A 13185-nucleotide genomic window follows, 5' to 3' on the forward strand; every position below is an offset into this window, starting at 1 on the left:
GTGTTCGGGGTTGCAAATATAAAACTTAAATTCATCCTGCCAAAAATATGTCAGGTTTTTTGTTGCGCCGTCTTCCAGCCAATTAGCAAAACTCCCGCTACCACTAACATTGTGCCCACGATCTGCTCGAAAAAAATTTCTTCTCCCAGTATCCAATATGCCTGTAAAATGGTGGACACAGGTCCAATACCGGAAATGATCGCCACATTGTTCGAACCGATCCGTTTCATCCCAAGTGAGATCAGGAAGCTCGGGATCACAGTTGCGAAAATTGCCAGCATCAATCCATAGATCCACGCGTTACCTGCTGCATTGCGCAGCATTTCAAAATTCCCTGCAAACAAAAAATGTAAAAAGATACCGGCTGTTGCAGCCAGCATCGCATAAGCAGTGAACCTGCCCGCTCCAACAGATGGAATGATATGACCACTACCTGCGATATAAATTGAATAAGTGATAGCGCAGAGGAAAATCAGGAAACAGCCCCAGTAGAAGTTTGGATTGCTTGTATCCAGCTGTAATTCGCCTGCAAAGGCAAGGCCAATGCCGAGATAAGTCAGCAGCAGGGCAATCCACTGCAGCCGGTTGATCTTCTGTTTGAAATAATAACCATTGATCAGCACCGCAAATGTAGGGTAGAGGAAGAGGATCAATCTTTCAAGTCCGGCAGACACATACTGCAGTCCCATGAAATCGAAAAGGCTGCTCAGGTAATAACCAAAGACGCCTAAAACCACTACCCAGGTCCATTGACTCCGGGTAAGTGGTTTATTCTCTTGTTTCTTTGCGGCCACAATAGCGGCCACACTATAAAAAGGGAGGGAAAATATCATTCTCAATGTGAGCAATGTGAGCGCATTGACGGCTGTATGCGCAAAGGCCACTTTGATGATGATGGCCTTGGTGGAAAATAACACGGCTCCCAGGAAAGTGATTACAAAACCTGCCAGTGTGATCCGGTTATTTTTTTTCAATTGCTCCATCCATGTATAACCCTGTGGGTCACCTGCTGCATTACACTGATACGTTGAAATCGCGCAGTGCGTCGTTCAGGCTTGTTTTGAGATCTGTGCTGGGCTTGCGTTGACCGATGATCAGTGCGCAGCTTACGCCGTACTCACCTGCCGGGAATTTCTTTGTATAATTACCGGGGATCACCACGCTGCGTTCAGGAACATAGCCTTTCATTTCAACTGGCTCTGATCCGCTCACATCGATGATCCTGGTGCTTTGTGTGAGCACTACATTGGCTCCGAGTACGGCTTCTTTTCCAACACGTACTCCCTCTACCACAATACAACGACTGCCGATGAATGCGCCATCTTCCACAATCACAGGAGAAGCCTGCAATGGTTCCAGCACTCCTCCGATACCAACGCCGCCGCTCAGGTGAACGCCTTTACCGATCTGTGCGCAGCTGCCCACAGTTGCCCAGGTGTCTACCATCGTTCCTTCATCTACGTATGCGCCGATATTCACATAGGAAGGCATCAGCACCACGTTCTTGGCCAGGTAAGCGCCATAGCGGGCCACGGCATGCGGAACGGCCCTTACACCGAGGTCCTTATAATTTTTCTTCAAGGTCATTTTATCGTAGAACTCGAATGGTTCCAGACTGTAGGTCTGCATGGTCTGTGTGGCGAAATACAGCAGGATGGCTTGCTTAACCCATTCGTTCACTACCCAGTTATCGCCTTCTGGTGAAGCTACGCGCAGCCTTCCTTTATCAACTTCCTCAATCACTGCCCTTACTGCATCTGTATATTTGTTTTCTTTTACAAGTTCCCTGTTGTTCCAGGCTTCAGCTATCAGTTGTTGAAGTTCCATGCGAGATATTTTTTGCAAACTTAACAATTGAGCGCCAATAAAACGTGGGGAAATAAGCCCGGAATAGTACCACCTTTTGAAGCTTGTTTCCGATAGATTACATTTGCAGCATGGAATTCAACCACGATGTGGAAAGATCCCTGGAAGTGCTGGACCAGGGCGGCCTGCTGCTGTACCCAACGGATACTGTGTGGGGGATTGGTTGTGACGCTACCAATGCAGAGGCTGTAAAGAAGATCTATGACCTGAAGCAGAGGGCTGCTTCCAAAAGCATGATCGTGCTCCTGGCGGATGATCGGGATATCCTGCAATATGTGGCCGGTATCGATCTGGCCGTATTCGATTTTCTCGACAGGGTCAGCAAGCCAACAACGGTGATCTATAATGGGGCCATAGGCCTGGCCGATAACCTGGTGAACGAAGATGGTTCCATTGCCATCAGGATCGTGAAGGAAGATTTTTGCCGCCACCTGCTCAAGCGGTTCAGGAAACCCATCGTCAGCACTTCAGCTAATCTCAGCGGAGAGCCCACGCCACGCAATTATGCAGAGATACCGGTGCATATCAGGAATGCAGTCGATTACGTGGTGGAGTACCGGCAGAACGATCATTCCATTGCCGCCCCTTCCGCCGTTGTGCGATGGGAGAATGGCGAAGTTACCGTAATCAGACCCTGATCTATATTCAATATCTATGGCAAAAGAAAAGATCCTTGTTATTCAAACTGCTTTTATCGGCGATGTGGTGCTGGCCACCGGCATCCTGGAAAAGTTGCACCGGCATTATCCTTCGGCTGATATCGATATGATGGTGAGAAAAGGGAATGAAGGATTGCTGAAAGATCATCCCTTCCTGCATGAAGTGATAACATGGAATAAGAAAGATGGAAAAATGAAAAATCTTTTTCAGCTCCTGAAAAAGATCCGCGCCACCAGGTATGATATGGTCTTCAATGTGCAGCGCTTTGCGGCCACCGGGGTCCTCACTGCTTTCTCCGGCGCCAAATATTCTGTTGGGTACGATAAGAATCCGCTCAGCCGCTTCTTCACCAAACGTGTGAAGCATGTGATTGCGAGCGATGGCGTTACCAAACACGAGATCGAGCGATGCAATGAACTGATCAAAGACATCACAGGCGATGATACGCCGGAAAAACCGCGTCTCTATCCCTCAGGCACAGACGAAGAGATTGTGGCGCATTATAAAGGGAGTCCTTATATCACTATTTCTCCTGCATCGGTTTGGTTCACCAAGCAATACCCTGCTGAGCAATGGGCCAGTTTCGTGAACAAGGTTTCCCGGTACTACACTATTTTCCTGCTCGGGGGACCTGGTGATAAAACACTGGCGGAAAAGATCCGTACCAATGTGCATCATCCGGGTGTGGTGAATCTCTGCGGCAGGCTGAGCTTCCTGCAATCTGCTGCATTGATGCGGGATGCCGTGATGAATTATGTGAACGATTCTGCACCCATGCATTTCGCTTCTGCCGTGAATGCACCGGTGACAGCTGTTTACTGTTCTACATTGCCTTCCTTCGGATTCGGGCCATTGTCTGATAAACAGTTCATCGCGGAAGTGATGGAGCCACTGCCCTGCAGGCCATGCGGCCTCCATGGAAAGAAAGCCTGTCCGCTCGGTCATTTCAAATGCGCCAAAAATATACAGGATGATCAACTGCTCAACAGTTTAAGGGCCTAGCCACAGGCTTCCCCGCTTATGCTACACTTGTTTTACATTTGCACTGCTTATGGATATTCAATGCTCGGAAAAGGAATTGTTCGTTTTTAATAAGATCGCGCATGCAGCTACTGAACTGGGGGTTCCCTGTTATGTGATCGGAGGTTTTGTGCGCGATAAGATCCTCGGAAGGAAAACGAAAGACGCAGACATCGTTTGCGTGGGAGATGGCATTGCCCTGGCACATAAAGTGGCAGAGCGGTTTCAACCCAAACCTTCCGTGGCATTCTTCAAAACATTTGGCACAGCACAGATTAAAGTGGACGACTGGGAGATCGAATTCGTGGGCGCCAGAAAAGAAAGCTATCGTTACCATAGCCGCAATCCGGAAGTGGAGCCCGGCACTTTGAAAGACGACCAGGACCGCCGGGATTTTACCATCAATGCACTTGCCATCAGCCTAAATGAAGAGGATTTCGGGAAGCTCATCGATCCATTCAATGGAATTACTGATCTCGAAAATAAGCTCATCCGCACACCACTGGACCCATCACAAACTTTCAGTGATGATCCCCTGCGCATGATGCGCGCCATCCGGTTTGCCAGCCAGCTGGATTTTACCATTCATCCGCCGGTGTTCCAGAGTATCAAAGACAATATGGAGCGTATCCGCATCGTATCGCAGGAACGCATCACCGATGAATTCAATAAGATACTTTGCAGCAGCAAACCCAGCATCGGTCTTGATCTACTCTATCAAAGCGGATTGCTGCATATCATCTTCCCGCAACTCGTGGACCTGGCAGGAGCGGAGTATGTGGATGGATACGGACATAAGGACAATTTCTACCACACCCTGCAGGTGGTTGATAATATCTCGCGCCATACCAATGATCTCTGGTTACGCTGGGCAGCTTTATTGCATGATATAGCAAAGCCGGCCACCAAGAAATTTGAGCAGGGGCATGGCTGGACCTTCCATGGCCATGAAGTGGTGGGAGGAAGGATGGTGCCGAAGATCTTTGCCAAACTGAAACTACCTCAAAATGAAAAGATGCGTCTCGTGCGCAAGCTGGTGGAACTGCATCTCAGGCCTATCTCTCTTACAAAGGAGAATATAACGGACTCGGCTATTCGCAGATTGCTGTTCGATGCTGGCGAAGATGTGGAGAGCCTCATGTTGCTTTGTGAAGCGGATATTACATCGAAGAACAGGCAGAAAGTGAAACGCTTTCTCGAAAACTTCGAGATGGTGCGTGAGAGAATGAAAGAAGTGGAAGAAAAAGATAAGATCCGTAACTGGCAACCACCCATCACGGGCGAAATGATCATGGAAGTTTTCAAGCTACCACCATCCAAACCAGTTGGAGATCTGAAGAATGCCATCAGGGAAGCTATTCTGGACGGTGAAATAGAAAATAATTATGATGCTGCTTACCGCTTCATGATGGAAAAAGCCGCCGAAATGGGACTTCTGAAAAGTTAGAATATTGTCTTATTTTTGAAACGAACGATCATTATATTCGTAATTATGGCTGTACTTAAATTCAGGGTTTATTTAGAAGAAGACGATAGCATCTACCGGGATGTTGCGATCAAGCATACGCAATCATTTTTTCAATTGCACCAGGTGATTCTTAAATCGTATGAATTCGATAGTAAACACCAGGCAACTTTTTACAGGAGTAATGATAACTGGCAGCGCGGCCGAGAGATTACGCTGGACAAATACGATAAAAAGTATGAAGCTCCTCCGTTGCTCATGCAGGAAACGCTGATCGGGTCTGAGATCAAGAACCCGAGCCAGAAGTTCATCTACATCTACGACTTTGTAAAGAACTGGAGCTTCCTGATTGAGCTGATCGGTGTAACCAAGGAGGAAAATTCCAGGCTTGAATATCCTGCTGTGATCAGAACAGAAGGCATTGCGCCCTCTCAGAATGGAACAAAAGGACTGATGGGGCAGGATAAACTCTCCGAAGTGGAAGAGAAATATGATCTCCTCAGCGGAACTTCAGGATTTGGAGAAAAAGACCAGGATGGGGAAGATATGGCTTCCGATGAAAGCGGTGAAGCCAGTGGTGAGGAAGAGCAATAATCATGGCCAATAAATCTGTCGTCATTATCGGTGGGCCCACTGCCTCCGGCAAAACGGCGCTCGCTATCCGGCTGGCGCAATATTTCAATACAAATATCATATCTGCGGATTCCCGGCAATGTTACCGGGAAATGACCATTGGGGTGGCAAAACCTTCTGAAGAGGAATTGCAACTGGTGAAACATTATTTCATCAATTCACATTCCATTCATCAGAATGTTACTGCTGCATCTTTTGAACAATACGCCCTGGAAGCTGCAAAGGAAATTTTCAGTCAAAAGGATATTGCCATCATGGTAGGAGGCACCGGCCTCTACATCAAAGTTTTTTGCGAAGGACTGGATGATATTCCTGCTATCGATCCCGCAGTCCGCGAGCAGATCAATGCAGACTATGCGCAGCATGGCCTTGCCTGGCTGCAGCAGCAGGTTGCTGAACTTGATCCCATCTATTACAGTAACGGGGAGATCCTCAATCCCCAGCGCCTGATCCGCGCACTTGAAGTGAAACTGCATACAGGTCGCTCCATCCGCGAATTCCAGCATAAGAAGAATATTGCCAGGGATTTCAATATCATCAAACTGGCCCTCGAATTACCCAGGGAAATCCTTCACCAGCGCATCCATTTCCGGGTAGACCAGATGATGGAACAGGGGCTGCTGGCTGAAGTTCAATCACTTCATCCTTTTAAAGATCTCAATGCCCTGCGAACAGTTGGATACACAGAACTTTTTGATTATATCGAAGGTAACTGTACCCTTGAAAATGCAGTGGAAGCCATCAAAAGCAACACAAGGTATTATGCCAAAAGGCAGATGACCTGGTTCAAAAAAGATAAGGCCTTCCATTGGTTTTCGTCTGGCCAGGAAGAAGAGATTCTGAAATGCTGCATGGAGAAGCTAAATAAAATGTGAAAAAAATATTCAGGGGTTATTTCTTACCGGGAAAATGATTTTTTACCTTGTAACCCGGAATGTAATCTGCTGTATTGAAATGCGTTTTGAAGCTTATCAGAAGTTATTACAAAAAATTGCAATAAAAAGTTAAATGCTGAAATATTTTAATGTTTTAGCCGAACTTTGTACTACGCAAGTCTCAGGTAATTTCAGTTATCCGAATTCACGAAATTATCGCGTTACGAGACAAAAGTGAAGGGTTAAGGTTTTAGTAAACCTTACAAATCAAAAAGCCCCCTTGCCATAGGGGGCTTTTGATATTAATGTACTACGCGAACTTTATAATTTAAATCCAACGGTGAGGATCACCTGCCCGTTGTTCTGTGTGGTTTCTGCAAATGTATTGGCGCGTTCCGGATCATTGAGCCGGTAAGGGAAGTCAACGTCCTTGTAAATACTGTGCACATAGGTTACATCAACAAATATGCCTTTGTCTCTGTAACCGAGGCCACCACTGAGATTGGTCCTGCTGGCATTCAGTGCTCCATCTTTGTAGGGATTGCCGTAATGTGCAAACCCGAGTCTTGTCATCAGTGTATTGAACTTGAGCTCGCCACCTACACGGAAATTGAATGTGCCTTTGTACTCTCCTTTGATCACGTTGTTCAGGTCCTTGAAGTATTGATCATCTCCTTCATTATCGTATTCATCTGCTGAATGCATTCTGGATGAACCATAGGTAACATACTCAATATCGGCTGAGATGAAGCCTTGTTGTTTGGTAACATCTTCTACAGCACTGAACAACCAGGCACCACTGGCGATGAAGCGCCAGGGTGAAGTGTTATTGTATTTGAAGTTGGGATTACTGCCGTTGTAAAAAGTCCTGGAGTCAACTGTGAATTCTTTCACGCTGCCGGTGGCGGTATCAATATTGGTGGTCATGGTGCTGCTGAATTTATCGCGCAGTCCATAGAAAGTGGGAGAGTGAACTGCCAGGCCGATGCGCAGCGGGCTCACAGGTTTGAAGATCATACCGAACTTTGCATTGAAGCCAACGCCTTTGGAACTGTATTCTTCTTTGTATTCACTGAAATCGAATTCATCGTTCCCTGTTCCATTCACATCGGATTCCCTGTATATGGAGGTTTTGTTATAGTTTACGATGGGGATGCCGATGCTGCCGCCGAGATAGAACTTATCATTCATGCTCGCTCCCATACCCAGTGAGATCTCTGTGATGCCCCCGGTAGTTTTGATGGTCTTTTCCTGGTTAAGGATACCTGACTCTTCCGCGCGGGAGAACACAGTGCCTACGCCATTATCGTCTCTTGCTGCATCGATGAGATAAGTGTACAATCCCATCTTGGTGAGCAGGGAGAGCGAATTATCGTCCAGTGCATTATCGATGATCTGTGCATCGGTATAATCAGGGTATCTGTCGCGCTGCTCTGAATAATAGCCAATGAACTCATCGGCCATATTTGTGCTGTAGGAACTATAATCATTCACGCCTTTATAATGCGTCATGCCATTGAAATTGGCGGTCTGGTTGATGCCAATGGCAAAAGCTTTGCTTCCCCATTTACTATAGCGGTCAGACCAGCCGGTAACAAATCCGGAGGTTCCCATGCTGAATCGGTTGAAGGCATTGCCCTGTGCATCGGTGCCGCGGAAACTGCCTTTACCATTATAAAAACCGAACATGGGGCTGAGCACGATCTCACTGGTCTTGTAAAAGCCGAGCCCCGCCGGGTTGGTGAAGAGTGTGCTGATATCTCCGCCCAGCGCGCCATTGGCGCCCCCGATAGCTTGTGAACGGGCTGTTCCTCCGGGTACGGTATAACCCATTCTCAGAGCGTCTTCCGGAACCTGGGACAGGGCGGGGATACTGCAAGCCAGAAAAAGGGCGGTATAAACTTGTTTTTTCATAATCGTAGCTATTGCCTGTGTTGCAATCCTTGAGGTAATACAATAAAAAGGAGGAATCAAAATTCAAGGGATCTCAAATCCTGGTTCCTCCGGTATAATTTGTTGATAATGTACTCAACCAGTAAAAATTAGTTGCGGCCTGGCCTGCTTACGCCACCACCACCACCACTGCTTCCGCCGCTGCTGCCGCCACTGGAGCGGCCGCCACCATAATTACCGCCGCTGCTTCGTTCATAGGTGCGGGTATTATTGTTGGAAGGCGGCGTGTAAGTCCTGTTCGGACGGTCGCTGTTTCCACGGGTGTTGTAGTAACGGCCGTTACCGCTTCTGTTACCGGAGCGGTAAGAGTTGGTTGTGGTACGGTTGGTATTGTTATAAACCCCGATGCCGGATGGCAGTCTGTAAGAACTGCGGCTGCTCCTGCTGTTCAGAGAAGTATTACGGTTGTTGTAGGTACCGTTATAGCTGCTCATATTGAAGTTGCGCACCTTGGTGTACATCGCGGGATTGTCCTTTGGATTCACCACTATGCCGCCGCCACAATAGGGATTATAAAAACTGTTCCAGTAGTAATAGCTGTTCCAACCGTGGTTCCAGCCGCCATAGCCGTACATAGGATTGTAGAAGCCGCTGTACCAGGGAGAATAGTAATTACCGAATCCGAGACCAAGGCTCATTCCGGGGCCATAGCCACCGTACATTCCCCAGTCGTTCCAGTAATTATCGAACATGTTCCAGCGTGAGTATGCGTATGGATTGCGTACCCTCATGCGGAGATATGCATCATCATCGTAATAATAATCATCGTTGTAATTATTGTATCTGGAAGATGACTGGTAGCGGGAGCTCTGTCTGTCTCTTACATTCACATATTCATCTCCGCCGCCACCGGCTACAACGGTCCGTTCAGGGGAATAATAAACGTCATCCGGAGTTTGCCCAGACTTGTATACTGAACAACTGGTAAAACCAGTGGCTATAAGTACTGCTATGAGGATTAACCGGGACTTCATGGTTGCGATTTTAACGATTTACAATGCGAAGTACTACTTTTGCTTACTTCACAATTTAAAATTACAATAAATTGACCGTGACAGCGATTAAAATGTTGCGGGGGGAGTGTTAAAAATTATCAAGAAACTATGAGCAAAGAGATCACCAGCAGAAGCGAGGATTACTCGCAATGGTACAATGACCTGGTAATAAAAGGAAGCCTGGCAGATTATTCCGCGGTACGCGGTTGTATGGTAATTAAACCATATGGGTTCGCGCTCTGGGAGAACATGCGCGATGCGCTGGACAAGATGTTTAAAGACACTGGTCACGTGAATGCTTATTTCCCGCTGTTCGTTCCCAAAAGCCTCTTCGAAGCCGAAGAAAAGAATGCAGAAGGTTTCGCCAAAGAGTGCGCAGTGGTTACTCACTATCGTCTCAAATCAAATCCCGATAAAAAAGGCACGCTGATGGTTGACCCGGAAGCGAAGCTGGAAGAAGAACTGGTGGTCCGCCCTACCAGTGAAGCCATCATCTGGAATACTTACAAGAACTGGATCCAGAGTTACCGCGACCTCCCCATTCTCATCAACCAATGGGCCAATGTGGTTCGCTGGGAGATGCGTACCCGTTTGTTCCTTCGTACTGCCGAATTCCTCTGGCAGGAAGGTCATACTGCCCACTCTTCTGCTCAGGAAGCCGTGGAAGAAACTGTGAAAATGCTGAACGTGTATGCGGACTTCGTGGAAAACTGGATGGCCGTTCCCGTTATAAAAGGAGTGAAGAGCGAAAGTGAAAGATTTGCCGGCGCCGTTGATACCTATTGCATCGAAGCGCTGATGCAGGATGGTAAAGCGCTCCAGGCCGGTACTTCGCATTTCCTCGGGCAGAACTTTGCCAAAGCATTCGATGTGAAGTTCTCTGATAAGGAAAACAAGCTCGATTATGTCTGGGCTACCAGCTGGGGTGTGAGTACCCGACTGATTGGTGCGCTGGTAATGGCACATAGCGATGATGATGGCCTGATCCTTCCTCCGAGGATCGCGCCGATGCAGGTGGTGATCGTTCCTATTTACAAGGGGGAAGATAGCCGTGCGCAGATCAACGCGAAAGGCCATGAATTGGTCAACAGTTTCAAAGCTGCAGGCATCCGTGTGAAATTTGATGATAATGATAATTCAAGGCCCGGCTGGAAATTCGCCGAATATGAAATGAAAGGCGTTCCTGTTCGTATCGCCATCGGCGCCCGTGACCTGGAGAACAATGTAGTGGAACTGGCCAGAAGGGATACCAAAGAAAAGACAACCGTATCACTGGATGGTCTAACCGAAAGAGTAATCAATCTGTTGACTGAGATCCAGCAAGGCATTTACAACAAAGCCCTCGCGTACCGCAACAGCCATATCACCAAAGTGGATACCTGGGACCAGTTTGTGGAAACCCTGAACAGCAAAGCCGGGTTTATTTCCGCCCACTGGGATGGTACGCCTGAAACTGAAGAGAAGATCAAAGAGATGACTAAGGCCACTATCCGCTGTATTCCCCTTGACAATGAACAGGAAGAAGGCAAATGTGTGCTTACGGGCAACCCCAGCAAACAAAGGGTATTGTTTGCACAGGCATACTGATACGCATTAATGATTTCATGAGAATGATTATTAAGGTCTTGTGAATTAATTAATTTTAAGAATTCATTTTTTTTCTTTTTCTTGTATCCCAATATTCAAAAAACCGCCTATTTCATGGAAAATTTAAGTCAACCCCAAAGCAATCAACCCAAGGCCATGCTGCCCAATGCAACGGCAGTTCTGGTACTGGGAATCCTTTCAATTGTTTGTTCATGCTTTTTTGTAGGTCTGGTACTTGGCATCATTGGCCTGGTATTAGGTAACAAAAGCAGGAAACTGTACAAAGAGAACCCCGCTATATGGGATGGTTACGGCCAGCTGAACGCAGGCTGGATCATGTCTATCATCGGATTGGCCCTTGGCGCACTCTATACCATTTACTGGATTATCTGGGTAGCGATCCTTGGAGCAGCAACAGCCGGTTTCTGGAATATGAACCATCTTTAAGTCATACAATGAAAAGGGTGATTGAAAAATAGAAGCTTTCATTTTTCAATCACCCTTTTCATTTTCAAGAAATATTCCGATGTTCTCCTGGCTGGAAAATCATATGTTGCCCTGCATGTATAAGCAGTTGTTCGGCATTGACTGTCCGATTTGCGGAGCGCAGCGCTCCCTGGCCGCTGCCCTCAAAGGTGATTTTGCCGAAAGCTTTTCCCTCTACCCTCCACTTGTTCCGGTTCTCGTTCTGATTGTGCTATCCCTGCTCTGGCTCTGTAGTAAACGAATTGTCAGCAAAAAGTTCCTGGTTACTTATGCCTGGATTGTGCTGGCCCTGGTGATGATCAGTTATATCGTGAAACTGATTATTCATCCACATTCGATCACCACTTAAAAATTAGACATGGAACAAAATTCAACAAGCCTGCTGGACCTTTCGATAGACCAGCCCTGTGCCAACTATTTGCTGGAAGCAGCCAAATGGAACAAATTCATTTCCATCGTTTGGTTTGTACTCTGTGGATTGATGGCGGTCTTCTCCCTGTTTGCCGGGAGCATCATCGCTACCATGTATGGCTCCATGCCGGGTATGAGTGACACTATGAGTATGCTCGGAACCGGCGGCGGCATCATGATCACGCTATTTTATTTACTGATCACTGCCATCTATCTCATTCCTAATTTCTGGAGATACAAATTCTCCGTTCAGGCCATCGCTGCCGTCAGGAGCAATGACCAGGTGCAGCTCAACCTGAGCCTGAACAATTTCCGCAAGTACTCCAAATACTGGGGGATTCTCACCATCATCATCATTGCATTCTATGCGCTTATTTTTGTTTTCTCGCTCATTGGTGGAGCGCTGATGATGGGCCGTTGATCTATCGTGTAGTGTAATAGTTGTAATCCTTCATCAGTGTGTGCAGGAACTGGAAGGAATCTTCATCGCTTTGCAGGTTCAGCTTGGCTTTGATGCGATCTGCTATGCGCATGGCCATGCCCATATCCCCACGGCTGGTGATGCTTTGGAGGATGCCTTTAAGTGTATTGATGTCCTTATCGCTCAACCTCATTACTTCCGGGTAACGTGGCTGGTAGGTGGATTCCACTTCCGTGAAAATAGTATCGTAAATATTGGGATTGGTGCGGAAGTCGATCAGGATGGTGCCTGCGAGGATATCGCCTACGCGCTGACTTTTGGGCGTGAACAGCGTTACGGCAATGCCCGTGAAGATCAGCGGAAAGCTCCACCGGGGGAGGGCTTGTGAAGTTACCAGGGCCATGAACCCGAAAGGGGAGTCGATCAGCCTGAAAAGCCAGCGGATCAGGTACTGGTTGATGGTGGGCGTGCCGCCATCTTCAGCAATCACACGCAGTCCCATGGCGTATTTGCCGAGACTGGTGCCATTCAGCATGATCTCGCTCAGCAGGTGGTATAGAAGATATGGAAGAACGAAAATATATCCCAGCCAGGAGGCATCTGCCGTTATCAGCGCCACATTCACGATGATCAGGTATACGATACACACGGCCCCGTCGATCAACCAGGCCAAAAGACGTTTGCCAAAAGAGGCCACCGGAATTTCCACTTCAAGATTGAAACCTGTATCTAATTTGAGCAATGCCATTGATAAACAAATAAAAAGATAAAATGAATACCCCGATAGTAACGTTCTAAGATTTAACTATTATA

General features: G+C 47.2%; 14 protein-coding genes. 9 read left to right on the forward strand and 5 right to left on the reverse strand.

Annotated features, from left to right (window positions below):
- Window positions 1-50: 50 nt before the first annotated feature.
- On the reverse strand, window positions 51-983 hold the full coding sequence (locus D9Y29_RS08890) for a DMT family transporter (RefSeq protein WP_127127161.1): 933 nt from the start codon (window positions 981-983) through the stop codon (window positions 51-53).
- 31 nt (window positions 984-1014) lie between these two features.
- Window positions 1015-1827: a 2,3,4,5-tetrahydropyridine-2,6-dicarboxylate N-succinyltransferase gene (locus D9Y29_RS08895; RefSeq protein ID WP_127127163.1), complete on the reverse strand. Its 813-nt coding sequence runs from the start codon at window positions 1825-1827 to the stop codon at window positions 1015-1017.
- A gap of 110 nt (window positions 1828-1937) precedes the next feature.
- Here D9Y29_RS08895 and D9Y29_RS08900 point away from each other — a divergent pair, with 110 nt between their 5' ends.
- The 5 genes from D9Y29_RS08900 to miaA are packed head-to-tail and all read left to right on the forward strand — an operon-like array spanning window position 1938 to window position 6519.
- Window positions 1938-2504 (forward strand): L-threonylcarbamoyladenylate synthase, encoded by a 567-nt coding sequence (locus D9Y29_RS08900; protein WP_127127165.1) that lies wholly within the window; start codon window positions 1938-1940, stop codon window positions 2502-2504.
- A gap of 16 nt (window positions 2505-2520) precedes the next feature.
- Window positions 2521-3528, forward strand: coding sequence for a glycosyltransferase family 9 protein (locus D9Y29_RS08905; protein ID WP_127127167.1), 1008 nt, complete (start codon window positions 2521-2523; stop codon window positions 3526-3528).
- Window positions 3529-3577: 49 nt separating this feature from the next.
- Window positions 3578-4993 (forward strand): CCA tRNA nucleotidyltransferase, encoded by a 1416-nt coding sequence (locus tag D9Y29_RS08910; RefSeq protein WP_127127169.1) that lies wholly within the window; start codon window positions 3578-3580, stop codon window positions 4991-4993.
- A gap of 45 nt (window positions 4994-5038) precedes the next feature.
- On the forward strand, window positions 5039-5605 hold the full coding sequence (locus D9Y29_RS08915) for an IS1096 element passenger TnpR family protein (RefSeq protein WP_127127171.1): 567 nt from the start codon (window positions 5039-5041) through the stop codon (window positions 5603-5605).
- A 2-nt stretch (window positions 5606-5607) separates the two neighbouring features.
- Window positions 5608-6519, forward strand: coding sequence for a tRNA (adenosine(37)-N6)-dimethylallyltransferase MiaA (miaA, locus tag D9Y29_RS08920; protein ID WP_127127173.1), 912 nt, complete (start codon window positions 5608-5610; stop codon window positions 6517-6519).
- A 321-nt stretch (window positions 6520-6840) separates the two neighbouring features.
- Here the strand turns inward: miaA and D9Y29_RS08925 are convergent, their stop codons facing one another.
- Together D9Y29_RS08925 and D9Y29_RS08930 are read right to left on the reverse strand one after the other, a co-directional pair.
- Entirely contained in the window at window positions 6841-8433 is a 1593-nt protein-coding gene (locus tag D9Y29_RS08925) for an OmpP1/FadL family transporter (protein WP_127127175.1), read from the reverse strand.
- A 128-nt stretch (window positions 8434-8561) separates the two neighbouring features.
- Window positions 8562-9446, reverse strand: a complete 885-nt coding sequence (locus D9Y29_RS08930; protein WP_127127177.1) for a hypothetical protein — start codon at window positions 9444-9446, stop codon at window positions 8562-8564.
- Between the two features lie 129 nt (window positions 9447-9575).
- Between D9Y29_RS08930 and proS the strand changes: the two genes are divergently transcribed.
- From proS to D9Y29_RS08950, 4 genes are all read left to right on the forward strand, one after another.
- Window positions 9576-11054: a proline--tRNA ligase gene (gene proS / locus D9Y29_RS08935; protein ID WP_127127179.1), complete on the forward strand. Its 1479-nt coding sequence runs from the start codon at window positions 9576-9578 to the stop codon at window positions 11052-11054.
- A gap of 114 nt (window positions 11055-11168) precedes the next feature.
- Window positions 11169-11501 (forward strand): CCC motif membrane protein, encoded by a 333-nt coding sequence (locus D9Y29_RS08940; protein WP_127127181.1) that lies wholly within the window; start codon window positions 11169-11171, stop codon window positions 11499-11501.
- Window positions 11502-11616: 115 nt separating this feature from the next.
- Window positions 11617-11889, forward strand: coding sequence for a DUF2752 domain-containing protein (locus D9Y29_RS08945; protein WP_164735324.1), 273 nt, complete (start codon window positions 11617-11619; stop codon window positions 11887-11889).
- 9 nt (window positions 11890-11898) lie between these two features.
- Entirely contained in the window at window positions 11899-12372 is a 474-nt protein-coding gene (locus D9Y29_RS08950; protein ID WP_127127186.1) for a hypothetical protein, read from the forward strand.
- 1 nt (window position 12373) lies between these two features.
- Here the strand turns inward: D9Y29_RS08950 and D9Y29_RS08955 are convergent, their stop codons facing one another.
- Window positions 12374-13120 carry an RDD family protein gene (locus D9Y29_RS08955; protein ID WP_127127188.1) on the reverse strand — a complete coding sequence of 249 codons (747 nt, stop codon included), beginning with the start codon at window positions 13118-13120 and terminating at the stop codon, window positions 12374-12376.
- Window positions 13121-13185 lie beyond the last annotated feature (65 nt).

Source organism: Pseudoflavitalea rhizosphaerae (genome assembly GCF_003991355.1).
Classification (GTDB): Bacteria; Bacteroidota; Bacteroidia; order Chitinophagales; family Chitinophagaceae; genus Pseudobacter; species Pseudobacter rhizosphaerae.